We start from the raw sequence: 20,962 nt of genomic DNA, 5'->3' as shown, positions 1-20,962 counted from the left end.
CTATCCAGGCACCTCACCTGTTCGGTGATTAGCCAATAACTAAGACCAGGCAATTGCCACATGTGGCATGTAGTCTACGACTTCAAACCCGGGGAGACCACAGGACGAATTGAGGCATGGTGCCGCCCAAGGCTGGACCAGCGTCCACGGTGAGTGGAGCCGTGATTAGTTCAAAGCGCCAACCAGTTCGCCCGACGACATAGTTGCCATGTCCAAGCCGTTACCTATCTCCGGCCTCAAGTGGACGCGTAGAGTTTGATTACAGGAGCAACAGAGACTGGGTGGAGGACTGCTACGACAGTCCGAAAATTTACAGGTATTAAGTTCGCAAGCTAGACGGCCAGGGATCGTGAACACCGCCAGTGAGTGGCCGAGTACCCGACGCGGCATGCTGCCTTTCGGTTTATTTCCCGTAGGTTGAACCCCCTAGTGCCCTCGATTAACATCACTTTTCCGAAGATTTGTGGTGTTATCGGGATGCGGGGGCAACAATGGCAGCATCAAGAAGACGTGAAGATTTCCCGGAAGAGGGAGCCCAATGAGAAAGAAAATTGGAGCCCTGCCAGCTATCGTTGCCCTCACCTTCTTGGCGGGCTGCAGCGGTCGCCCTGGCAGCGTGCCGCCTAACAGCAACACTATGCAGACGCCGCAGCCCACGATCGACCAGGCCCCGATAGCAACTCCGACACCTGCACCTACGCGGGCCACGTCCGCCCCGCTGGGCGGCACAATCAACGTTCCCCAGAGGAGTAGAGGTATCGGTGTCACCGCCTGAAGTGGTGCCTGGGTGACGGGCAGTACGCCTACGGCGCGGTGGAGGGAAACATCATTCTGTTCACCGTCACCGTGGTTAACGAGGGTACCGAGCCCGTGAACGGCTTCACGATGGCCTACCCGAGGGTGACCTACGGGGCAACGGGCACCGAGGCGCAGCGGGCCAACAACGAGAATGTGGGGGCGGCACGCTCAGCACCATCCTGCCGGGTGCGACACAGTCCGTGAAGGTCGGCTTCGGCATCCCGCAGGTGGAACTGCCCTCGGTCCGCGTCGAAGTGAGGGGCTAAGCTACAGCGACTTCCCTGCAATCTTCAAGAATTAGTCATCGGCCTGCGTGACCTGGCAGGAGCTGCCCGTAAGCCGATTTCGCAACGGGGATGTGCAGACGGCTTTGGACATTCTGTGCAGTCGACTTCGGAAACTGACATAGGTGGCGGGACAATTGGCTCTTGGAACTACTGCGGAGTTTGCCAGCAACAATCAGTGGCCAGGATGGCCAACCTATGATGTCTCGCCACAAGCCTTTTCGAAGCACGCGAAGAATGGAGGTATCGGCAGTGCGCAACCCTAACTCTGTTGCAATCGTATGCGCCGAATGTTCTGCTACCACACGGTTAAATGTTCTAACCGGCCGTATCTACTCCCACCCTTTGCCGGGACGGCTGGAGGTGTGCGCCAATTCGGGCAGGCAAGTCGAGGTTCCGACGGACGGGGAAAGGTTTGAAGTTAGACGGCTCAGATACGTGGCTAAGCCGTCCGTGTATCGCGTGGCCGAGCCTGATGGTTCCTCCAGCATCAAGACCATCAGTGGGGGTCTGCCGGGCAAGGGACGTCGTCGCTAGGGTTTAGAAGACCGGCATGAGCGCCTCTTGGTCACTGTAAGAGGATTGTGCTTGACAGATGACAAGGCCTTAACGCTTATGTGGCAGAGCGACAGGTCTTTGCACCCTTTGAAGGTACGTATTATGTGAGTCCAGCCGCTTCTGACCAACCAAGTTGGCTTCTAAATCACCGTTCAACACCCAAATATTGGCTGGCAGGGATCACCGGTCTCGTGGGCGGGAGCTGATTTCGCGGAGGCGGTATCCGAGTTTTTTAAATTCCGCGGGTATCTCGGTCATGGAGGTTGCTGCGCGTCTGACGTTGGACACCGATGTATCGGCCCCGTAGGTGTATGTAAGCCAGACCTTAAACTCGTGCAGGCGCTTTGTCTTGTCTAGGGATGGCAGTGCGGTGTCGTGCTCATGCCGTAGTTCGTCCCAAGATTTACCGGCTTTGGGGACCAGGACCTCGACGGGAAGATATTCGATGATGTCGCGGGCCTTCAGTCCCCAAGGATTTATGCGGGCGGCAACGCCTTTCTGGAGTGCGCGGTTGAGCCAAGTGCCGATCCACTCGTACTCCTCTTTGCCCTTTTTGCCTTTGTACTTATTGAATTCGCCGTTCAGGTATTCAATCGCCGACTCTCCGTCGCCGGACAAGTAGCGTGTCTGGGCTTCCATCCAGGCAGCCGTGATTTCCTCGGTGCGAACATTGTCGAGGACTGCCACGAGGTGTGCATCACTGAGGTCGAACAACACATGGCTTTCCACTGTTCTTGGTAGATGGCTTGCACCCCGTACGGGAATGATTTTCACTCGGGCGGCTTCGAGAAAATCACCGCATAGTGCCTGGATGACGTCCTTGTCGTGCTCTCCTTCTACAAGTAGGAAAATCCGGTAAAGGCCAAGTAGGTCCGAAGGTGATAAACCGAGCTTTTCCAGTGTTTCGGGTCCCAGCGCGGGCATTTGGCCCACACTAGTTCGACCGTCCTTTTTAGAGACGTGGATCAACCCTGTTGTCTGTGCATTGAGGACCTCTGGGGAATGGGTCGCAACTACGACTTGCGGCCCCAGCGTCGTGAGTCCATCGAGTCCCCGAGCCATATGTCGCTCGGCGGCCCGGTGAAGTGCTGCTTCTGGTTCGTCAATGATCAGTGCGGTTGATACGCCGGTCAGGTCCAGTGCTCGACGGACCGCGATCCGCGCCCAACGGGTTTCCGCGCGGGAGAGGCCTGCGATGGGAACCTTACGGAGCCCGTAGGCGCCGTACGCAACGTGCCAGTGCATCGCCCCCTCAACCGCCCACCGACCCAAGGGGCGCACCTCTAGCTGCAGACGCGGGGCATCCTGTAACAGAGAGGCATACACATCGTTCGCATCATCGTTCAACTGGAGCGTCCATCGCTTCATGCTTTTAGTCAGGGCGAGGGAACCCACAGCAGCTTGGAGTTTCTTTCCGAAAACGGCAGCGAAGGCCTCAGCTGTGGCAGCATCAATGTCTGCGTCGTCATCGTCATCTTCCAACACGAGGGGAATTTCGCGGGAGGCAAAGAGTTTGACGATGGGAATCGGAAGGTTATCGGCCAGCATAGGATCCAGCCAGTTTTGAGCCGTACCCGGGTCGGGCAGATAAGCATACTCCCAAAGCAAAGCTGCTAAGGGCTCGTAGAGAGGGGACCAAGACAGCTGGATGAGTTCCTCGAAGCGCTGTTCCAACTCCTCCTCGATTGCTTCGTATTGTTCGTCGGTTAGATCTCCATGGTCGCCCGATTCCAAGTCCCTGCTTTCCTGCAAGTCACGGTCTTCCGCTCGGGCTACTTCTTCGACGACGCGGAAGTAGTTTGCTACCGCACGGGCACAGGCAGGAAAGCGGGCCACGTCGCCTGGAATGCACAACCAGACGTCCCACTCAGGTTCCAAATTCCCTGTCGGGATCAGTGCGAATGTCGTTACGGTGGATAATTCGTCAACCAGGTCAGATGGAATGTCATCCTCGTCGTAATAGGGCTTAAGATACCTGCCACCACGGTCAAACCACGCCTCAATTGCCTCCCGCAGCCATGCCCTATCGCGATCCCTTGTGGCGTCGGAAGACCGGAAATCACGTGCCGTTCGTGCTACATGGTCCAGCGCCCACCCATAGCCGATGGATCCATGCTCGAACTCGCACAGCAATTGAGTAATCCCTATCGAATGCCCCCGCATTGCGTGCCTCAGAGAGTTCAAGATCCATGTCTTCCCCGCCCCGTTCTGCCCATAAAAGCAGGTCACATCGGGACCAAAGGTGAAGGCCACGTTAGCGAGAGGGCCGGCGCTGGACCGCATTCCCAAAAGCGAAGTCCTAGGCTGTAAGGCAGGTTGTTTATCCATGGCCCCATTCTGACAAGTCATTCAGCCAAGCCTCTAGCCCTCACATGACGAATTTGGGGAGTAGCGTCGCAAGAAAGCGCGGGCCCGCAGGAGATAGGAGACGTCGTGCCTGAATCACTACCGCGCGGCAGCTTTTTAGGCACATGAGGGGCGCGGCCCGGTCGTACCAACGGATGACCACAGTCGCCGGTGGCGGGACTCATCGTTCCTGTCATTTTCGAAGCTGACTGCACAGAAGCTCTCGTGCATATTGGAGTTGTGCAGAGGACTCTAGAGCACTGGTCGGTCGATAGTCCCTTGGAAAATGGGACTTTTGATCGGTACTCCTGTTCAAAGGAGGAAGGCGTGAACAGGACCAGGGTCGGATTTTGAGGATCGGCTACAGGGCACTGCTGAGCGCCGAAGAGCTCATGGGGCCCGGGCGCTCACCGAAACTTGCCCAGGCCACAATTGCGGCAACGACGACAACCACCAGCAGAAGAGCAGCGATAAGAGTTCCGCGAGGTTTCATAACCGCAGACTAATCGGCGCCGCAGCGTGGAGGGCGCATTTTATCGCTCCCGACGTCCCGTAAGCCGATCCCCTACGCCCCAGGAACGGTTGTGCAGACCGCTTCTGACATTCCGTGCAGATGACTTCGGAAAACGACAGCGGGGGCACCTTTCTGCAGGCGTCTGAACTGTCTCAGAAACCCATGGACTTGGTAAGACACTTTCTAGGACCTCTGCGGCCTAGGTCTGCACGTCGTGGATGTCCTTGACCAGAACCCCGGTGGAGGTGCAGACGGTCAGCGCGGCGGCGGCAATCATCAGGGAGACGGTCAGGGTGGACGCGCGGTTCTTCATGGCCTCTATGTGTGCGGAGATCGGCGTAACTGTCAGCGGCCCGGAGTAGTCTGGACCACCCCCGGTCCAAGGTGGTCCACGTAGTGGTCCGCAACTGGTCCAGGCCGGTCCGCCGCCTACTGGATGTGTGGACCAGAACGGCTCTAGACTGAGCGTCCCGAGTGGTCCAGGGGATGCGCTGCTGACGGTGTGTGAGGGAGAACGTAACTGATGAGAAGCTCGAGAATTGAACCCGACAGCCGGACGATGACGATGGCGTCCATGGCCTTGGTGGGTGTTCTGGCCGTTGCCAGCTTTACCCTTTCCTTCCAGGGCCTGATTCGGGCAGCCGAGTGGGCGGGCATCGCTCCCCAGCTGCGGTGGCTGGTGCCCATCGTGGTTGACTCCACCATCCTGGTGTACGCCGTGGCGGCCTCCGTTCAGCGTGCACGCGGCGAATCAACCCTGCTGTCCTGGTGCGCCGTCGGATTCTTCACTGCCGTCTCGGTTGCGGCGAACGCCGCCCACGTCCTTGCGCCCGGGGGCGTTCCGGTACCCATCAACGGCACCGTCATCTTCGGGGCCTTCCTCGCGGCCATCATGCCCATCAGTCTGTTTTTCGCCACCGAGACGACGGTGCAGCTCGCAGTCGCTCCCCCGGTGGGCTCGGTGTCCCAGCGCCGGAAGCGTGCCCTGGCCCGGCTGGTCCAGGAACGTGGTGGACCAGAGAACGTGGACCAGTCTGGGGTAATTTCTGGACCACCTGCGGGGCAGCGCGGACCAGCGGCTGGACCGGTCCGTGGACCACTTGTGGACCACCCTTCTGGACCACCGCGGACCAAAGCCGAGGTGAAGCCCGAACGCATCCTGGAACTGGCCGAGCAGAGGCTCTCCCAGCGGGCCATCGCCCAGCGGCTGGGAACCTCCAAGTCCACCGTGGCGCGCGTCCTCGCCGAACACGCCGAGTCCCGCGGGGAATCCTCAACGAAGGTAGCGGCACTGTCTTAGGGCAGGGATTTGTTTTCACAGCAAATTGGGCATTACCAGGGCACGTCAGATGAACTCGCGTGCGATGTTTCATATTTGTGCTGGCTCCGCTATAAATATGACATTTCGGGCCCACTGCAGGCTCCCGGGCGGACAGAGGCAATCAAGAACCATGGGCGCATCCGTGTTGCGGACATGGTGGAGTGTCGCCATCAACGTGGTTGGAAGCTGAAACCTCCGCACAGACCTCGGGACTTGCGCAGTCAAAACTGGGCTAGCTCGACCTTGCCAGGTAGCGCTGTACGACGTCGTCCTTGACCCGGCCGCGGGAGTTGACGTCGATGCCGTTCTCTGCCGCCCAGGCACGCACTGCCTTCACATCAGCCGCAGGCGCAAGGCGGCGGACAGCGGGGACAGACTTTGCGTTGCCCGCAGTCTTCCGGCCAGCGTCTAAAAAACGGCCCAGGATGCCGCGCAGCTCATCTGCGTTCTGTCCGGCCAGGTCGATCTCGTACTCGGTTCCGTCGAGACCGAAGCGTACAGTCTCGGTCGCCTCGGATCCGTCGAGGTCATCAATCAGTTCAATCACAGTGCGTGTAGCCATCCGAAGATCCTAACCATCGTCCCTGTTCAGCGCGGGATGCAACGCTGGAAAGAGCGCACATGATTCAGCCCACACGGCCTGTCCGGCGCCGGTGACGGGCCCGGCTAAGTCCGTACACATGGCGGCCATGACCACGAACCTTCGCTCCGCCCTTGAAAGTCTCGCCAAGAAATGGAGCGTCACGTTCCCCAACGGGGGAACCAGCAAGAGCGAATTCTTCGGCGTCGAACTCACTTCGCTGCTGTCCACGACGACGGACGATGACCTGCCCGTCGCCGCCGCGGCCCTCGCTGACAACTGGGGCAATGCCGGCGGTGGCGTCCCAGACTACGCCAGCTACACCCGCGGCTACTTCGCCTTCGACGTGCAGCAAGCCATCAGGACCAGCGCCACGCCCGGCACCTAAACCCCGAAAGACCCCCATGACCATGAGCATCGACGAAATTCTCACGTCCACCGGCGAAGACCGGAAAGAACTGAACAGCATAGTCCGGCAGTACCGGGAGATGTCCGCCACCTCCGAGATGGTCCTCGCTGACCACTGGGGCGTCGAAGACCTGGTCTGCAGCATCGAAGATCTGGCAACCAGGCTCCAGACCATCCGCGAGCTGGCCTCCCAGGTCCCCGACGACGGAAGCGCCAGGAGTCAGCTCGCGCTGGCCATTGAGGAGATCGCGTTACCGACCCACCCCGCCGCCAGCGACGTCCTTCGCGACCACCTGGGCTTGAGTGACCCCACGCCTGAGGGGAACAAGCTCCTCCTCTCCGACAAGCCCATTTACGGCTGGCCGCACCTGCGCTTCGCCACCCACGCAGAGCTCAGCATGAGCCACCGGGCAATGATCTTTAGCAGCTACATCGTCAACCCCGCTACTGGAGCCGTGGGGTCCGTCGACGGCGATGAAACAGCGGACGAAACTATACGCCGGCACGGGGACGCCTTCTTCGCCGGCTGATCCCTGCGAGGAGGCAGTCATGCGGCTCCGTACACATTGGAGGTGTCTCCGCCATCTGATGAAAGGTCCGCTATGTTCGAGTTCGCTGCCGCCATGCTCTTGGCCGGCGGAGGCGTCGCTGCCTTGGCAGTACTGATTGCCGTCCTGCTCGTCGGGCTCGCTTTCGCCGTCGAAGGTCAGTCAGCCTCCCCCGCCGCACACATCCCCAGTACAGGAATATCCGACAGGGAAGGGCACATCCCATCATGAACGTCATCCATATCGACACACGCAGGATCAGGGAGATCAACTCGGCCACCGAGCTTGGTGACGATCCGTTGCACGAGCTGCTCCGCAAGACGGTGGTCCACTGGCGCCGCGCGCACCTGCCCAAAGCCAAAGCTCACATGAGCCGGAGCAACCTCTCCACCGCGTACACCTACATGGACGCCATCGCAATCGTTCTGGGCAAGGAGGGGATCCCGGCTGAGTTGAGCCTCCGCCTGGCCGCCGGCGTCTTCGACATCCGGAAGCTTGCACGCGCTGCCAGGGAATGGTCCGGTCCCGCTGGAGCCTGACCATCAGCCACGAAGGCCCTCGCTTCGGCGGGGGCCTTCGCTGTGTCCAGGGAAGGTATGCGCGTGGCGGATGATGCCGCACGATTTCCCGCCCTGGACACCGTCTACTGGAACTTCCAACGCTGGAATGAAGACGGTACGACCGACCGGCTCCACGACGCGCTGCGCGACGCGGTCTGGCAGGCCGCCGGGCGGAATACGGCGGCCTCGGCCGGGATCGTCGACTCCCAGTCCGTCAAGGGCGCCGACACCGTCGGGAGCGATTCGCGCGGGTACGACGCGGGCAAGAAGGTCAACGGCCGCAAGCGGCACATCGTCACCGACACCACCGGCCTGCTGGTGGCCGTGCTGGTCACTGCCGCCAGCCTGCAGGACCGCGACGGCGGGCGACCGGTCCTGGAGAGGTCCGGGGCGAAGATGCCCTCGCTCGTGCGGGTCTGGGCCGACGGCGGCCACGCCGGCAAGCTGGTGGAGACCGTCCGGGACCTGCTTGGGATCACCCTCGACATCGTGAAGAAGCCCGAGGGAACCACACCTTCGAGGTACTGCCCCGGCGTTGGGTGGCTGAACGCACCCTGTCCTGGCTGGTGCGCTGCCGGCGCCTGGGCAGGGACTACGAGCGCCTCCCGGGCCACGCGGAGGCCATGGTCAAGTGGGCCATGATCGGGCTGATGACCCGACGGTTCGCCCCGGCCCCGGGCCGGCGGTCCTGGCAGGCCGCCTAAATCCCCTTCCCAAACACTTACTAAGGATCACCCCTCGAGGTCGTGTCTCTGGGCCGTTGAGTTTCCTCTTCGGCCGGCGTAGGGCAGCCCGCAACAAACGAGTGCTTCGGCGGTGATGAATTAGTCTTTGCCCATGCCCCGTTCCCCTCGCACTTCTGTCGATACGCTCGCCGCCGCCGCCGCGGCTCTGTCATTGACTCTTATGTTGGCCGCGTGCAGCTCTGGTGCATACCCCAACGACCAGCCCGATCCCCTTGAGCCGCCAGATGACGTCTCGACGACTGTTGAGCCTTCCACCGCGTGCCCCGCGCTCGTTGCAGCACCGGCCGGTTTGGCCCGGAAAAAGGCCGCGGAGATTGGTTGCATCGAGGACGGCAATGGAAACTGGGTTCCCAAGGGCCAGCCCGCTCCAGCTGATGCAGCCGCTCTTCCAGCTGCCTCGGCTCAACCTGACGGAGGGATTCCTTGGAATCAGGCCGTGGAGTACGCCTGGACAACACAGCGCGTCTGCGGCCCCCTCGCCGGTGGTGGCAACTCGGGCGACGATGTCTTCCTCAATCTCGGCCGCGACTACCCCGACCGGCAACGTTTCCAGATCGTGGTGTGGGACGTCGGCGGCCTTGAGCCGATCGACGGCGGTGCCACTTTGTGCACCTCAGGCCAGATCACCCTTTACGAAGGCGTGGCGCAGATCGAGCTGACCGACCCGGGGCTCATTGAGGTTTACAGATAGCTTCAGCGGTCTGGAAGAGCATGCCGCTTGGGATCACTGGTCACTCCGTGGTCGCGGCTGACGGGAGGTACCGTTGTGCGCACATTGCCGTTGAAGAGGATGAGGTCAACTTGAGCTGCTAGGGGTAACGGCTGCTGTGGCTGGGATTTTCGCGGTAGTAGAACGTCACGTGCTCGAAAACCGTGTCTGGCTCGATCCCGAGCCGCTCGGCAGTGGTCGGTGAAGGACCCCGGCCGCTCCGTACACATGTTGGCTATGACGAACCCCTTCCGCCGGCTGCGGCCGTCGTCGCCTCTATCCGGGGCCACCAGCGCTGACCTCTTTATGCTTAGGACTCTCGCTGCCGCAGTACAGCGCTGGGAGACCGCGGCACGGAACGACCGGTACTACTACCTTCCGCTCGCGCACCAGCTCCTGCACAACGACGGCGGACTCCACCAGGCCAGCGTACTTCAGGAATTTCAGGACCGTGCCTGGACGCGGCTGTCGAGGCTCCCCAACTGGGAAAGCATCTGCGAGGAGGATCGGGTCGCAAGGTTGCGCTGGCATGATCCGCAGGCTTACGAGGTACACCAGCTGCGCGAAGAGCTCGCCGCCCACAAGGCATCCTGCAGGTGAGGGTCATGACCGTCTGCGGACACGAACAGAACCGGGCGTGCGACCGCTGCCCGCGCGAACATCTCGACCGGCTCTTCGCCTCCATCGGTGTGGTGGCGAGGCAGCTGGCCGACGCTGGCGCTGACCTCAAATGAGCGCACAGACGGACACGTCGCAGCCCAGATCCTGCCCGAAGTGCGGCCAACCAATGGCACTCTTCGACAAGACCACCTGGGCACACGCGAGCGTCTTCGACATGCTCGTGTGCGATGAGGTCAAAGCAGTCCCGGGCGGACCCGCCGCCATGTCCAGCGAGGACTTCGCGGCAAGGCTGGCCAGGCAATCACGAGAAGCACTCGAAACCAAAGATTGGGGTACAACATGAGCGCCGGCGTTGAGTTCCGGGAGAAGTGGAAGTTCACCGGCCGCGAGCTGAAAGATGGAGTCCCCCACCTGATGTGGAAGTGCGAAGCCGTCGAAACCGAGGGCCGCGGCCGCCACCGCGCCGAGGTGCCCGACTGGGAATGGGGCTGCGCCGTCGACGAGTTCCGACAGGTCACGGTCGGCTCAGCCCGCCGCAGCACCCGCCGGTAAGATCGGCCCACGTCTCCGCACACATGGAGTCCATGGACATTACCGGCCCGACGCCTCCAGCTGCCAAGACCTTCGCCGACTTCCTCAACGCAGAGTCGTCGGCCCCGCGCGGACCCCAGCGGCACAGGATCACCTGGTTCATCGACGGGTTCGTAAGCTTCGAGATGGAGTGCCTGCACGAGGAGATGGCGCCCCGGTTCGTCTGCGACAAGGAGAGCGCCGAGGAAGACCGTTCCTGGTTCATCGAATGCTTCGAGGGCGACAAAACCCCGCTGCGGGACGGCGTCATCGAGTCCTGGTGGGATGGCACCGGCGAGGACTCCGTACTGTCATGGAGGTACGCCGCCGAGCCTGCGGCCCTGGACACCGTGCCGGGGCCGGACGAGAAGCTTCTGATCGAGCTGCGCGCCCTGGAAGAGTCGCTGGCAACTGCCCTGGCCGATGAGCGGCAGCGCGAAACCGCCTTCATGCCATCGACTGCCTTTGTCCTGGCACTCACCGAGGTTCGCGACATGCTTCGCCGACACAGCGAGCCGGAGGACACCATGGAGGCCGACGCCAAGAGCCTCGCCCAGCTGGCCGACGAGATCGGCTACTGCCTGTACTTCCGCCCGCTGACGTCCATGAGGCCAGACACCCCTGCTGCGCAGAAGGTCTCCCGCTTGGCTGACTGGCTACAGACCGCCGGGTGGCGCCGCACCGGACCCGTTCGCCCCTTGGACAAGTTCGCGTCCTGACGGTGTCCTCGCTGCTACCTTGAGCCCATGACACAGTCACAGGCAGCGAATTTGTTCGGGGGCAAGTCTTTCTGGACTTTCGCCATCGGGGTCTCTGTGATCTTCGCTGTCATAAGTTCCTGCAGCGAGCAGAACGAGAAGGCCGACGCCGCCAAGGAGACTGCCCGGGCGAAATCACTCGCCACCGAAAGCGGCGCCGTCAACACCTGCAAGGCCTGGATGTACGACCTCTATGGCGAAGGGGACCCGGCCTTCAAAGTGGTGAAGACGGCCATCACCCGCAAGGGCGAGTTCAACTACACCATGGACCTTCTCATCAAGCAGACAGGCCTTGCGAGCAAGAGCGTCTTCCAATATGTCGAGGACTGTGAGGTGTACTGGAGCTACAAAGAAGGTGCCTGGGAGACCCGCGTCCGGTGACCCGAGGCCCCGGATCCGCACACATGGGTTCCATGACAGACAGCACCTCTCCGGCAAGCACCGGCGCCCCCACCTTCTGGCAATGGTTCCTCATGAGGCGGAAGCACCTGGCTTACCCGTTCACCACTTTCCTCATCTTCTTCGCCTTATACTCCACAGCCAACATCGCCGCGGCGATCGCCGGCGTTCCCCTGGGCTTCTCCTTCATCATCATGGGCGCGACCCTGATCATGATCATCGCCACCCTCGCCAACTACTACCGGCAGTACCGGAGCGAGGAAAGGCCCACGGGTGCCACCCGCACTATTACGTCAGGCCCCGCCACGGGATCCACCGGCGGGGACAGCCCAGTAGCCCTCGGCTTCCTTCCGTTCGCCGACGGCGGCGACAGCCACAGCCATGGGCACGGCCACCATGGCGGCCATGGTGATCACGCAGCTGGTCACGGCGGCGGCCATAGCGGTGACTCCGGCGGTGGAGACGGCGGCGGTGGCGGGGGCGACTAACCTCGTTTTTTCGATGAAGGCATCTTGCTCTCGGGCCGGGTGCCTTCGCCATGTCGAGGACTCGCTTTCTGTCCGCACACATGGGCGCCATGACAGAGAAGACTTGTCCCGACCTGGACGCGGCACGGTACGCATCAGAGCACGGGCTCCCGCTGCCGGCGGGAGAATGCGACCACCAGCAGGAGGACTGCCCGCACTGGACCGTGCTGACCCCAGAGCAGGAAGCGGAGATCGACGCGCTGCCCTGTGACATGGTCCGCGAGGAGCCCTACGACTTCGCCTACTGCGCCGTCCACGACACCACGTTTGCCCTGGGCGACGTGTGCAAGTACCAGAAGATGAACTCCCGGCAGGCCGAGGTCACCGAATGATCGAACTCGACAGCAAAACAGCCGAGGAGCTCGACCGTATCCGATCGGTTCACTCGTGGCTTGTCCGCGCGCATCGCATGTCGTGCAGCGATCCCGACGACCCGAAGCGGGTGACCACGTACAGCCAATCGGCCGACGCCATCACCCGACTCCTCTCCGCCGTCGACGCGGTGATCGCCGAGTGCGGCGCAACTGACACCGACACTGATGAGGCCCTGCAGGGCGACCTGGTGAACCGCATCGAAGCTGCGATCAGCAAGGCAATTGGTACGCCGGCGTGAGGTCCTGACCCAGACCACTCCGAAGGCACCTGGCTCACGGGCCGGGTGCCTTCGCCATGTCGAGGGACTATCCGGGGTCCGCACACATGATGCCCATGACTGATCAGCTCACCGCCGTGGCCACCCGCGCCCTCGACTCGGATCCCCGACCAGGCTTCAAGGACTGGGCAATGGGAATCGCCGAAGCGGTGGCTACCCGCGCCGACTGCTCGCGCGCGCAGGTCGGCGCTGTCATTGTCACCTCGGACCAACGCATCGTCGCCACCGGCTACAACGGCGCCCCTTCCGGAACACCGGGCTGCCTGACCAGCGGCGCGTGCCCACGGGCAACGGTCGGCAAGGACTACGGCAGCTCCTACGACACCGGCCCCGGCGCCTGCATCAGCATCCACGCCGAAGCCAACGCCATCATTCGCGCCAGCTGGGACGACATGGCCGGGTCAACACTCACCACCACCAAGAAGCCGTGCGACGGCTGCTGGAAGCTCATCCTGGCGACACCGCTGGCCAGAGTTGAGTGGCCCGGCGGCGGCCACGGCATCAAGTAGCACTCCGGTCTCCAGCCTCCGGCGTTGACGCCTCGCGCGTTGAAGGCACCAGCCGCTTCCGCACATATGATCCCCATGACAGACCAACAGGCACCTGCCGGAGCGGCAGCAGTGCTGGCCGCCGGAGTCGGCGTGTCGATCGAGTTGGTTGCTGCCCTCTCCTCTGACCACCGGCGAGGACACCCGCTCCGTCCGCACACATGAATGCCATGAGCATCCTCGTCCCACAGAACCAGCTGCGCGCCGCCGCCAAGACCCTCCTAGCGTTCGCGGTCCCCGTGCAGCAGTTCGGTGCCGTCGCAACCTCCGGGCTGATCTCCACGGTCGCCACCGAGATGTTCAACCTCGCCAGCACCCAGTCCACCATCGGCCTTCACGCCAACGCCGTCAACATCTGCCGCGTGCAGACCTGCATGGAAAACCTGCGGGCCGCGGCCCTGGTCCTTGCCGAGCCACCCTTCGCGGCCGACGGCGGCCGGGACGCGGTGGACGACGCCCTGACTTTACTCACCCAGGTCAACGCCGACCTGCTCACCTACGACGACGAACTGAAAGCTGCCTGACATGCCCACGATCAAAGGCTTCATGCCCGTAAGCAACTCCGACTTCGTGCGCTGCCAGGACGGCAGCTTTATGCACGTCCGGCGGGGGCGCGGCTTCGCACCCATGTACCTCAGCCGCGAGGTGGCCGAGCAGAACTGCGGTGAGTACGAGCAAGTCGAAGCCGTCGAACTGACCGTCGGCGAGAACGACTTCTTCCGCTTCCAGCACGGCATGCTCAAGTCCGAGTACACCGACTACCGGCACTACCGGAACGCACTCCGCCGGTGGAAGAGTGCCAAACACCCTTACGCCAAGATCCTCGTCGTGGAACAACGTACCGAGGTCACCGAAACGATCACCTTCGCCGACGACAAGACTGCTGTAACAGAGACTGCCATCCGTTTTAGGGACCGTCGGCTCTCCAACTACCTGACCTTTCCTGAGCGGACCGGTGTCACCGTCTAGCCGGCACTGGCTTCCCTCCCTGGCGGCCGTCACCACCCTGGCGTTCCTGGCAGCAGGTGTCGCGGTCAAACAGGAATTACCGCCCGTGACGGCGGCATCAGAGCCGATCACCCCGTCGTCGGACGTCGACCCGACGGGCCCGCTTATGCTCGTCACCAAAGACCTGCCGCTGCCGGACGGTTACGTTCCCGCCGACCTGGTCCACCCCAACGTCCCGTCCGCTTCCCCCGGCGCCGCACCACTCCTGAACGCTGCGACAGCTGCCGCGGCGGAAGCCATGTTCGCCGCCGCCCGCGCCGACGGCGTAGCTATCACCCTGGTCAGCGGGTACCGCTCTTTCACCACCCAGGCCATAATCCGTGAAGGCCACACGTCCGCGCTCGGTGCTGAAGCAGCCGAGGCTGTCAGCGCACGCCCGGGCCACTCCGAACACCAGACCGGCTGGGCCATGGACATCGGTGACGGCAGCGGGACGTGCAGCATGACGGCGTGCTTCGCGGATCAGCCGGCCGCAGCCTGGGCAGCAGCGAACGCCCATCTCTTCGGGTTCATCATCCGGTACCCGCCAGGAGCGGAGCACATCACCGGCTACGTCTACGAGCCCTGGCACCTCCGCTACGTCGGCGTCGGACCCGCCACCGAGATCGCCGCCCGCGGCATCACGCTCGAGGAGTACCTCGGCAGCGTGGCCGGGTAGAACACTGCTCCCCCTCTAGGGGGTCGGAGCTCCGACCCCTCCGCCGCCGTTCTCAACGAACACCTCGACCGCAACCACGTGCGCCTCGCCCAACCCCTGCACCGGATCCGGGTTCTCCAGCAGGACCGGCTTCCCGAGGGCATGGGCCCACTCCCGCGCGTCCGGCCCAAGCACGTCATCAATCCACACGACCGAATCCCAGTCGGCGTCACCGGCGTCTTCCATCCTGGCCAGCCACCTGGTGACCGAGCGCAGCTTCGGTGTCGGCTCATCACCGTCACCGGCTCGCAACAGCAGGGTCACCCGCAGCGGCTCGACATCCAGCTCCAGCTGCCGCTCCAGCGTGGCCGTCATCTCTGCCGGCCACGTCGACACCCAGGCGATGCGCCCGGACCGTGACAGCCGGCGGACCAGGGACTTCTTCTCACAGGACAGCTGTGGGTCCGGCGCCAGGTCACCGGGCCGTGCGCGCAGGGCCGGGTTGAGCACACCGTCGATGTCGAGGAGGATGACCGGCTTCATGGCGCCTGAGTCTACGCCCGCACGATGGCACTTGATCCGCAAGCTTTGGTCAAGACCGTCCCGCGACCGCCCCGGCCCCGATACGATGCGTTCACGCCGCAGTGTCTCGTCGCTGGAAGGGGGAAGCCGTGCACCGCACAACCGCGATCACCCTGGTGGCCGTCGCCCTGGGCCTGACCTCCTGCACCGTCCCCGCTGCCGACAATGAGCCTGCTCCCGGCCCCCGCATCAGCGCTGTCCGCAACGAGTTCATGCTGCAGTGCATGGACGCGATGAAGACTCCGGTGAGCTTCTGGACCGTGGAGGAAGCGTGGGAAAAATCGAGCCCGGACACCCTCCACGGCTGTCGGGTCACGAGAACACAAGGTGTCGGAGTTGCTTCGTTCTCGGCCGACGACCGGGAGGCCATCCGACTCGCGAAAGGCACCGAGACCTCGGCGTACTGGACCGACGAACGGGTGTACGCGCTGATCATCGAGGCCTGCGCTTCCTGGGAACCCTTCGTCTACACCAAGACCAACCCGGAGAACGGACAAATGATGCACGCCGCCCGCATCGTCTGCCCCGACGCCCCGTTCGCCGAGGAACTGGACGAGGCCATCGACTCCGGCGTCACCGTCCGCGACGCCAAGTCCACAACCTGACTCTCCGCAGTCTGACCTGCCAGGCCGTGTGGTCCGAGGGGACGGCCGGCTTCAAGGCGGTCTCCTACATCGTGGGTACGGCGCTGAACACAACCATTACGGAGAAGAGCAGCCCGAAGATCGCGATGGCGTATCCGATGGCCAGAGCACCGCGCGCGAGCTGCCGGCCCTGCCCACCGTCGAAGTTGATCTGGTTGACGGCGACGTGCCCGGCGCCGACGGCGAAAACCGCCAGGACGGTGAGGCCTGCGAAGAAGAATCCGGCCACCGCAACGACGGCGCAGACCACCGAAATGATGGCCATCCGGTTGTACCCGGCCGCCGCCGGTGAAGCTGCTGCTGACATTCCCATGAGTCCCCCAACCCTGATCGTTTCGACCGAGTCTACTCCGCGGACACCACCGGTCAGCGGCCCGGCGATAGCCGCGACCCCGGCCCGCCCGCTCCGCTGGCTGGCTCGCCGGACGCGGAGTGTTCGGGCGGGCGATAGCCCCAAGCCGTGTCGGCCTGTGAGTCCCGGTGACTGCTGTGAGCTTGGTCGGCGGAGGGTCGGGGGTTGGCATATTAAGAGGGGCTCAGGCGCTGCGCGCCTTCGCCCGGACCCTTCAAGTTCCCCGGTTCGTTTTCCTTCTCGTCCGTCACACTGATCGCTTCCTTTATGTTGACCTCTTGGCCGCTGCGCGGCCTGGCTTCCCGTTGGCGCGGGGCGCCGGGCTGAGCGAGGACCTGGGCGCTGCGCGCCCTGGTCCGGTGCGGGGCCCGCCCGCCTGGTGCCGGCGTCGCTGCGCTCCTTGGGGCACCCGGCTGGGCTGCCTTCTGTGTTGGCCTGGGCTTTCCCTGCGGGGCTAGGCGGCTGCGCCGCCCGTACCGTTGTGCTTCCCGTTGGCTGCTCGTTTCCCCTGGGGCTTCTGGTCGGGTGGTTAGGCGCTTCGCGCCGGGGAGTTGGCCGAAGACATGGCGTCTCGTGTTCCGGTCCGTTGCACTCCTCGGTGTCTTTGCGTGGTCCTGGTCCGGCTGCCGCCGGCCCTTCCCTTCACGTTGGGCTGTTCGTTGTCGGCCCGTTGACCTGCTGCTTCGCAGCGGGGCTTCTCACCCGGTGGGCTTCCTGCAAGGACGATGGCCTGCGGCCAGGAGCCGGACTTCGTCCGTCCGGTTGACTGATCGTTGGCTGCACGATTCGTCGAGCTGGACGTGCCACGACCCGGTGACTGTGCGCTCCTCCTCGCTGCTCGCGCAGCGTGCTCCCCTTCTCGATGACTCTGAGCCGAACGCGTCGATGACCCCTGCCTTCCCGGGGCGAAGCCCCTACCACCACAAGAGCTCCGCAGGACGAGGGCCTGACCGTTCCACGACGTCACCGCGCGCAGCGCTGTCCAACCGGTCCACTGTCAGCCGAGGCTGGGAGATGATTGGCTCATCCTGGGGCGAAGCCCCTTGCACGGCGGCCGCAGGCTGACGGGCCGGGACGGCAGTCCCGTCGGGTTGGGGGTCGGCCGGAGGGCCATGATGGGTGAGGCCCAGGGCGGAGCCCGGCCACCGAATGGGACGAAGGCCAGCGGCCCGCAGGGCTGCTCCTCTGCGAGGGATGCCGCACACTGAGAAGTACAGGCGGGATCCGAGAAGATGAGGGCTCCTATCCTCCACAAACCACACGTAGGAGAGGCCCGAAGCCGGGCAAAACCTCGGATCCTGGCTTCCCGCGTTTTACGGGTTTTGCATTTTTAAGTGCGGAATCCGTAAGCCCGTAAATCCGGGGTATGAGGTCTCTGGGACGCGGGGGTCGATTCTACGCATGGTCTAGGGCATGGACCTTCGGATTTTCAGGCTCTCCCGCGCAGGCGGCATCGACACCAACCCCACCACCTTCACGCAACGGGCAGGCACCTTCGCCTCCGCCGTCGCCCAGAGCGGTTCCGCAACCTTGCTCACCCGCCGTGAGGCCACCGGCCTTCACGGCTACGTCATCCTCGACGGCAAAACGGTCGCCGCCAACGCACCGGTCTCTGCGAAAAGCAAAGATGAAGACCTTCGCTGCCCGGTCCCTCCCAAAGGAGTTGTCGATGGAGACACTGCTGAAGATTTGGGAGATTATCGACCGCGTCCGGAAGTAGACCCATCAGCCCTGAGCATCCCCGGAACAAGGGAAGCATCAGGGCAAGTATCATGAGCACATCCGAAGCCCTCCCGGCTCGGAAATTTCTAATGGGGGACCCTTGAAAGCACTGCCTTTCTCGCTACTGACCGCAGCTGCACTGATACTGACAGGATGCGGAGCTCCGGCCGAAACAGCCACGCAGGAAGTGTCGCCAACGTCATCGCCGTCGGCGTCGGCCGCCACCTTGAAGAAGGACACTGTGCCGCTGCTGACCACCTGTATGTCCCTTTTTGGCGAGGGCTCCAGTTCCCTGGCCACCGAGTCCTTGGTCTTCCTGCGAGACGTCGAATCCATTGACGCGGACACGGCTGAGACCGCCGACGCGTACGCAACGCGTTTTGCCGAGGTGGCAGAAACCGCCAAGCCCGAACTGGCCGAGCCTCTTCACGAAATGCGGATCCTCTTCGAGGATTTCGTCCAGGCACATGAGGATTCCGGCTCATGGTCGGTGGGTGACTCATTCGCCGCAGCGAAGGACAAAGTGGTTGAGACCTGCACGCCGGAGCTGGACGCCGCCGACAAAGCGGTCTCAGGCGCGGCTCCAGCAGTAACGGACGATGAGAAGTTCCTGAACGCTCTGCGGTCAGCCCACCCCGCCATGAAGTCGACGGACACGGTGAACCAGCTCGAGGTCGCAAAGATCTTCTGCGACGTCTACGACACGGGTGTGGAGAAGGGCACGGAGAAAGAGGCGGCCATCGCATCCGACGGTCTCGTTACGGCTCCTGCCGGCATCGAATACACGCACGAAGAGCTAAAGTCGATCCGTAAGCTTGGCGTCACTACCTTCTGCCCGCAACACTTGGACAAGGTCCCTTAGCCGGCCACCGACTGCCACCCTTTCCTTGGCAGACCAGGGGGCAGGTCGTCCTGACGAAACCTCGGCGGCGCACAACGCGGGCATGAGCACACTTCAGACCCTCCCCGGAGCTCATACCGGGCCCTGGACTGCGGCACCGTTGTCGCCGCACTCCCCCGCAACAACCAATACCCCGCCATCGGCTGACCGTCCTCTACCGGATTATGACGCGGCCCGTCAAGTCAATTGCCGGGTTGTGCCGTACGATTCCGTTATTTCATCAATCACATGGGGGACCCATTGAATAAGCTTTTTCCTGCTGCGGCAGCGGCCGTTGTCCTTGTCCTGACCGGATGCGGCGGGGCCACTGCAGGCTCAACGGCGGAGCCATCCGCGGCACCTGCCACCACCAAACCGGCTTTCACCGCCGAACAGACCTGCCACCAGCTCTTTGCCAACGGCGACGAGGGCCGAATGTTCGCAGCGGTCAACTTCCTGAGCGGCCTGCCCGACTCGATTGGCAAGTCCGACCAGACCCAGGCGAAAATCTACGCCACCGACCTTGAGTTCGTGGCCAACACCGCCAACGACGATCTGAAGCCGCTCATCACCGAGATGGCTGCTCCCCTGAATGACCTCGCCACCGCCAAGGGGACCGACTTCGAGTTCGTGGCAGAACCGTTCAGGACCGCGGCCTCTAAGGTCCTCGAACTCTGTCCGGAGCAGGCGGCAGCCTACGACAAGGACAAGGTGGACAAGGCTGCTGCAGCCAAGGCCGAAGCTGACGCCGCCGCCAAGAAGGCCGCCGACGAAGCAGCCGCCAAGGCCGCGGCCGAAGCCCCCAAGGAGTACGCCGGCGCGGGCGCTGATGTCGTTTCCATCACCAAGCACGGGACCGGCCCCCAGGTCGCTGTCATCACGCACAACGGTTACAGCAACTTTGCCGTCCACACCTTGGATGCCTCGCTGGGCAACTCGGACCTGCTCGTGAACACGATCGGCAACTACAGCGGAACGGTCCTGTTCGACGTGCGGACCAGTCGGGGCGAGACGACGGCACTGAAAATCACCGCCGATGGGGCCTGGACGGTCAAGCTTGTGCCGCTGGCCAGCGTCCGAACCTTTGACGGGACGGCGCCGATGACAGGGCACGGGGATGATGTCTTCTACTACAAGGGCGCTGCCAAGCCGGCAACCTTCACGCACAGCGGCTCGTCCAACATTGCGGTGCACAGCTACGGCACCCGCGCGGACCTGCTGATCAACGAGATCGGAGCCTACAACGGCACCGTGGTCTGGGCTCCGGGCTTATACGAGGTCACTGCTGACGGGGACTGGTCGGCAACCCTGAAGTAGGGATGTGCATTTCGGGCGGCGGCAACGGAAGCAATCCGTTCTGAAGAACACGTGCAGCAGGGCTTAGATCAGCTGATCCAGCTTCGTCCAGAAGGCTTCGCGCAGCGCGCGGCGGACGGCCTGCAGGTCGGTCTTGTATTCGCCGATCCGCTGGGCGCAATCTTTCAGGAGCACTCGGTCGATGTCGGCGGGCAGGATGGGCCGGTCGGCAAGGAGTTCGTTGAGCTCGCCCTGGGTGACGGTGCCGTACCAGCTGGCGGCCACGCTCTCTCCGACGTCGTGGGCGACGTCCATGGCACTGTCCTCCTGCGGCACGATGGTTGGCCCGTTGCCACCGGAGCTGTAGACCAGGTGCGCCTCGGAGCGGTGCGGC

The 20,962-nt window shown here is 63.2% G+C and carries 29 protein-coding genes and 1 pseudogene; 24 read left to right on the top strand and 6 right to left on the bottom strand.

What is annotated here, in order from left to right:
- Positions 1-1,820: 1,820 nt before the first annotated feature.
- A complete protein-coding gene (locus HTS88_RS21040) occupies positions 1,821-3,824 on the bottom strand; it encodes an ATP-dependent nuclease (RefSeq protein ID WP_174182001.1) in 2,004 nt (667 codons plus the stop codon).
- A 523-nt stretch (positions 3,825-4,347) separates the two neighbouring features.
- Positions 4,348-4,479: a hypothetical protein gene (locus HTS88_RS22380; RefSeq protein WP_281359115.1), complete on the bottom strand. Its 132-nt coding sequence runs from the start codon at positions 4,477-4,479 to the stop codon at positions 4,348-4,350.
- Between the two features lie 544 nt (positions 4,480-5,023).
- Between HTS88_RS22380 and HTS88_RS21035 the strand changes: the two genes are divergently transcribed.
- Entirely contained in the window at positions 5,024-5,800 is a 777-nt protein-coding gene (locus tag HTS88_RS21035; RefSeq protein ID WP_174181998.1) for a DUF2637 domain-containing protein, read from the top strand.
- Between the two features lie 253 nt (positions 5,801-6,053).
- On the opposite strand, the gene HTS88_RS21030 is transcribed toward HTS88_RS21035, so the two are convergent.
- Complete coding sequence (locus tag HTS88_RS21030) at positions 6,054-6,383, bottom strand: histone-like nucleoid-structuring protein Lsr2 (RefSeq protein ID WP_174181997.1); 330 nt, start codon at positions 6,381-6,383, stop codon at positions 6,054-6,056.
- A gap of 127 nt (positions 6,384-6,510) precedes the next feature.
- Between HTS88_RS21030 and HTS88_RS21025 the strand changes: the two genes are divergently transcribed.
- The 19 genes from HTS88_RS21025 to HTS88_RS20940 all read left to right on the top strand — a co-directional run bounded on the left by HTS88_RS21025 (position 6,511) and on the right by HTS88_RS20940 (position 15,113).
- Entirely contained in the window at positions 6,511-6,789 is a 279-nt protein-coding gene (locus tag HTS88_RS21025; protein ID WP_246256534.1) for a hypothetical protein, read from the top strand.
- Between the two features lie 16 nt (positions 6,790-6,805).
- Entirely contained in the window at positions 6,806-7,339 is a 534-nt protein-coding gene (locus HTS88_RS21020) for a hypothetical protein (RefSeq protein ID WP_174181993.1), read from the top strand.
- A 72-nt stretch (positions 7,340-7,411) separates the two neighbouring features.
- Entirely contained in the window at positions 7,412-7,588 is a 177-nt protein-coding gene (locus HTS88_RS21015) for a hypothetical protein (protein WP_174181990.1), read from the top strand.
- The gene (locus HTS88_RS21010) at positions 7,585-7,896 is read left to right on the top strand and encodes a hypothetical protein (protein WP_174181988.1); all 312 of its coding nucleotides are present in this window, start codon (positions 7,585-7,587) and stop codon (positions 7,894-7,896) included. The genes HTS88_RS21015 and HTS88_RS21010 overlap by 4 nt, the downstream gene beginning before the upstream one ends.
- 63 nt (positions 7,897-7,959) lie before the next feature.
- On the top strand, positions 7,960-8,559 hold the full coding sequence (locus tag HTS88_RS21005) for a transposase (protein WP_174181986.1): 600 nt from the start codon (positions 7,960-7,962) through the stop codon (positions 8,557-8,559).
- Between the two features lie 195 nt (positions 8,560-8,754).
- The gene (locus HTS88_RS21000; RefSeq protein ID WP_174181978.1) at positions 8,755-9,354 is read left to right on the top strand and encodes a hypothetical protein; all 600 of its coding nucleotides are present in this window, start codon (positions 8,755-8,757) and stop codon (positions 9,352-9,354) included.
- A gap of 255 nt (positions 9,355-9,609) precedes the next feature.
- Positions 9,610-9,972, top strand: coding sequence for a hypothetical protein (locus HTS88_RS20995; protein ID WP_174181976.1), 363 nt, complete (start codon positions 9,610-9,612; stop codon positions 9,970-9,972).
- A gap of 5 nt (positions 9,973-9,977) precedes the next feature.
- Positions 9,978-10,106, top strand: coding sequence for a hypothetical protein (locus HTS88_RS22375; protein WP_281359114.1), 129 nt, complete (start codon positions 9,978-9,980; stop codon positions 10,104-10,106).
- A 53-nt stretch (positions 10,107-10,159) separates the two neighbouring features.
- Positions 10,160-10,336 (top strand): hypothetical protein, encoded by a 177-nt coding sequence (locus HTS88_RS20990; RefSeq protein WP_174181974.1) that lies wholly within the window; start codon positions 10,160-10,162, stop codon positions 10,334-10,336.
- Positions 10,333-10,545, top strand: coding sequence for a hypothetical protein (locus HTS88_RS20985; protein WP_174181972.1), 213 nt, complete (start codon positions 10,333-10,335; stop codon positions 10,543-10,545). The genes HTS88_RS20990 and HTS88_RS20985 overlap by 4 nt, the downstream gene beginning before the upstream one ends.
- Before the next feature lie 32 nt (positions 10,546-10,577).
- The gene (locus tag HTS88_RS20980) at positions 10,578-11,282 is read left to right on the top strand and encodes a hypothetical protein (RefSeq protein ID WP_174181970.1); all 705 of its coding nucleotides are present in this window, start codon (positions 10,578-10,580) and stop codon (positions 11,280-11,282) included.
- A gap of 27 nt (positions 11,283-11,309) precedes the next feature.
- Positions 11,310-11,702: a hypothetical protein gene (locus HTS88_RS20975; protein WP_174181968.1), complete on the top strand. Its 393-nt coding sequence runs from the start codon at positions 11,310-11,312 to the stop codon at positions 11,700-11,702.
- A 32-nt stretch (positions 11,703-11,734) separates the two neighbouring features.
- A complete protein-coding gene (locus HTS88_RS20970) occupies positions 11,735-12,208 on the top strand; it encodes a hypothetical protein (protein WP_174181967.1) in 474 nt (157 codons plus the stop codon).
- Positions 12,209-12,297: 89 nt separating this feature from the next.
- Entirely contained in the window at positions 12,298-12,579 is a 282-nt protein-coding gene (locus tag HTS88_RS20965; protein WP_174181965.1) for a hypothetical protein, read from the top strand.
- Positions 12,576-12,860 (top strand): hypothetical protein, encoded by a 285-nt coding sequence (locus HTS88_RS20960; protein WP_174181963.1) that lies wholly within the window; start codon positions 12,576-12,578, stop codon positions 12,858-12,860. Before HTS88_RS20965 ends, HTS88_RS20960 begins: the two co-directional genes overlap by 4 nt.
- A 95-nt stretch (positions 12,861-12,955) precedes the next feature.
- The gene (locus HTS88_RS20955) at positions 12,956-13,408 is read left to right on the top strand and encodes a deoxycytidylate deaminase (protein WP_246256532.1); all 453 of its coding nucleotides are present in this window, start codon (positions 12,956-12,958) and stop codon (positions 13,406-13,408) included.
- 209 nt (positions 13,409-13,617) lie between these two features.
- The gene (locus HTS88_RS20950; RefSeq protein ID WP_174181961.1) at positions 13,618-13,971 is read left to right on the top strand and encodes a hypothetical protein; all 354 of its coding nucleotides are present in this window, start codon (positions 13,618-13,620) and stop codon (positions 13,969-13,971) included.
- Between the two features lies 1 nt (position 13,972).
- On the top strand, positions 13,973-14,416 hold the full coding sequence (locus HTS88_RS20945) for a hypothetical protein (RefSeq protein ID WP_174181959.1): 444 nt from the start codon (positions 13,973-13,975) through the stop codon (positions 14,414-14,416).
- An 85-nt stretch (positions 14,417-14,501) separates the two neighbouring features.
- Complete coding sequence (locus HTS88_RS20940; RefSeq protein WP_343045042.1) at positions 14,502-15,113, top strand: M15 family metallopeptidase; 612 nt, start codon at positions 14,502-14,504, stop codon at positions 15,111-15,113.
- Positions 15,114-15,128: 15 nt separating this feature from the next.
- Here the strand turns inward: HTS88_RS20940 and HTS88_RS20935 are convergent, their stop codons facing one another.
- The gene (locus HTS88_RS20935; RefSeq protein ID WP_174181957.1) at positions 15,129-15,635 is read right to left on the bottom strand and encodes an HAD domain-containing protein; all 507 of its coding nucleotides are present in this window, start codon (positions 15,633-15,635) and stop codon (positions 15,129-15,131) included.
- Positions 15,636-15,763: 128 nt separating this feature from the next.
- Here HTS88_RS20935 and HTS88_RS20930 point away from each other — a divergent pair, with 128 nt between their 5' ends.
- Positions 15,764-16,279 carry a hypothetical protein gene (locus HTS88_RS20930; protein WP_174181955.1) on the top strand — a complete coding sequence of 172 codons (516 nt, stop codon included), beginning with the start codon at positions 15,764-15,766 and terminating at the stop codon, positions 16,277-16,279.
- Between the two features lie 64 nt (positions 16,280-16,343).
- On the opposite strand, the gene HTS88_RS20925 is transcribed toward HTS88_RS20930, so the two are convergent.
- A complete protein-coding gene (locus HTS88_RS20925) occupies positions 16,344-16,625 on the bottom strand; it encodes a hypothetical protein (RefSeq protein ID WP_174181953.1) in 282 nt (93 codons plus the stop codon).
- 1,458 nt (positions 16,626-18,083) lie between these two features.
- On the opposite strand from HTS88_RS20925, the gene HTS88_RS20920 reads away from it, so the two are divergent.
- The 3 genes from HTS88_RS20920 (at position 18,084) to HTS88_RS22050 (ending at position 20,589) form a co-directional block, all read left to right on the top strand.
- Positions 18,084-18,446, top strand: coding sequence for a hypothetical protein (locus HTS88_RS20920; RefSeq protein WP_174181951.1), 363 nt, complete (start codon positions 18,084-18,086; stop codon positions 18,444-18,446).
- A gap of 46 nt (positions 18,447-18,492) precedes the next feature.
- Positions 18,493-19,254, top strand: coding sequence for a DUF732 domain-containing protein (locus tag HTS88_RS20915; RefSeq protein ID WP_174181949.1), 762 nt, complete (start codon positions 18,493-18,495; stop codon positions 19,252-19,254).
- A 279-nt stretch (positions 19,255-19,533) separates the two neighbouring features.
- Positions 19,534-20,589, top strand: coding sequence for a hypothetical protein (locus HTS88_RS22050; RefSeq protein WP_217432801.1), 1,056 nt, complete (start codon positions 19,534-19,536; stop codon positions 20,587-20,589).
- A gap of 63 nt (positions 20,590-20,652) precedes the next feature.
- Here the strand turns inward: HTS88_RS22050 and HTS88_RS20905 are convergent.
- Positions 20,653-20,962 (bottom strand): annotated as a pseudogene (locus HTS88_RS20905) (NYN domain-containing protein); the annotation flags it as partial.

The sequence above is a fragment of the Pseudarthrobacter oxydans genome, assembly GCF_013314975.1.
Classification (GTDB): Bacteria; Actinomycetota; Actinomycetes; order Actinomycetales; family Micrococcaceae; genus Arthrobacter; species Arthrobacter oxydans.
Note: the sequence above shows the minus strand (reverse complement) of the source record. Positions and strands in the feature narration are given on the sequence as shown.

What these genes read in the sequence shown, in the direction of transcription:
- HTS88_RS22380 (WP_281359115.1), bottom strand. Translation starts at nt 4,479, where the DNA reads ATGAAACCTCGCGGAACTCTTATCGCTGCTCTTCTGCTGGTGGTTGTC.
- HTS88_RS21035 (WP_174181998.1), top strand. Translation starts at nt 5,024, where the DNA reads ATGAGAAGCTCGAGAATTGAACCCGACAGCCGGACGATGACGATGGCG.
- HTS88_RS21030 (WP_174181997.1), bottom strand. Translation starts at nt 6,383, where the DNA reads ATGGCTACACGCACTGTGATTGAACTGATTGATGACCTCGACGGATCC.
- HTS88_RS21025 (WP_246256534.1), top strand. Translation starts at nt 6,511, where the DNA reads ATGACCACGAACCTTCGCTCCGCCCTTGAAAGTCTCGCCAAGAAATGG.
- HTS88_RS21020 (WP_174181993.1), top strand. Translation starts at nt 6,806, where the DNA reads ATGACCATGAGCATCGACGAAATTCTCACGTCCACCGGCGAAGACCGG.
- HTS88_RS21015 (WP_174181990.1), top strand. Translation starts at nt 7,412, where the DNA reads ATGTTCGAGTTCGCTGCCGCCATGCTCTTGGCCGGCGGAGGCGTCGCT.
- HTS88_RS21010 (WP_174181988.1), top strand. Translation starts at nt 7,585, where the DNA reads ATGAACGTCATCCATATCGACACACGCAGGATCAGGGAGATCAACTCG.
- HTS88_RS21000 (WP_174181978.1), top strand. Translation starts at nt 8,755, where the DNA reads ATGCCCCGTTCCCCTCGCACTTCTGTCGATACGCTCGCCGCCGCCGCC.
- HTS88_RS20995 (WP_174181976.1), top strand. Translation starts at nt 9,610, where the DNA reads ATGACGAACCCCTTCCGCCGGCTGCGGCCGTCGTCGCCTCTATCCGGG.
- HTS88_RS22375 (WP_281359114.1), top strand. Translation starts at nt 9,978, where the DNA reads ATGACCGTCTGCGGACACGAACAGAACCGGGCGTGCGACCGCTGCCCG.
- HTS88_RS20990 (WP_174181974.1), top strand. Translation starts at nt 10,160, where the DNA reads ATGGCACTCTTCGACAAGACCACCTGGGCACACGCGAGCGTCTTCGAC.
- HTS88_RS20985 (WP_174181972.1), top strand. Translation starts at nt 10,333, where the DNA reads ATGAGCGCCGGCGTTGAGTTCCGGGAGAAGTGGAAGTTCACCGGCCGC.
- HTS88_RS20980 (WP_174181970.1), top strand. Translation starts at nt 10,578, where the DNA reads ATGGACATTACCGGCCCGACGCCTCCAGCTGCCAAGACCTTCGCCGAC.
- HTS88_RS20975 (WP_174181968.1), top strand. Translation starts at nt 11,310, where the DNA reads ATGACACAGTCACAGGCAGCGAATTTGTTCGGGGGCAAGTCTTTCTGG.
- HTS88_RS20970 (WP_174181967.1), top strand. Translation starts at nt 11,735, where the DNA reads ATGACAGACAGCACCTCTCCGGCAAGCACCGGCGCCCCCACCTTCTGG.
- HTS88_RS20965 (WP_174181965.1), top strand. Translation starts at nt 12,298, where the DNA reads ATGACAGAGAAGACTTGTCCCGACCTGGACGCGGCACGGTACGCATCA.
- HTS88_RS20960 (WP_174181963.1), top strand. Translation starts at nt 12,576, where the DNA reads ATGATCGAACTCGACAGCAAAACAGCCGAGGAGCTCGACCGTATCCGA.
- HTS88_RS20955 (WP_246256532.1), top strand. Translation starts at nt 12,956, where the DNA reads ATGACTGATCAGCTCACCGCCGTGGCCACCCGCGCCCTCGACTCGGAT.
- HTS88_RS20950 (WP_174181961.1), top strand. Translation starts at nt 13,618, where the DNA reads ATGAGCATCCTCGTCCCACAGAACCAGCTGCGCGCCGCCGCCAAGACC.
- HTS88_RS20945 (WP_174181959.1), top strand. Translation starts at nt 13,973, where the DNA reads ATGCCCACGATCAAAGGCTTCATGCCCGTAAGCAACTCCGACTTCGTG.
- HTS88_RS20935 (WP_174181957.1), bottom strand. Translation starts at nt 15,635, where the DNA reads ATGAAGCCGGTCATCCTCCTCGACATCGACGGTGTGCTCAACCCGGCC.
- HTS88_RS20925 (WP_174181953.1), bottom strand. Translation starts at nt 16,625, where the DNA reads ATGTCAGCAGCAGCTTCACCGGCGGCGGCCGGGTACAACCGGATGGCC.
- HTS88_RS20920 (WP_174181951.1), top strand. Translation starts at nt 18,084, where the DNA reads ATGGACCTTCGGATTTTCAGGCTCTCCCGCGCAGGCGGCATCGACACC.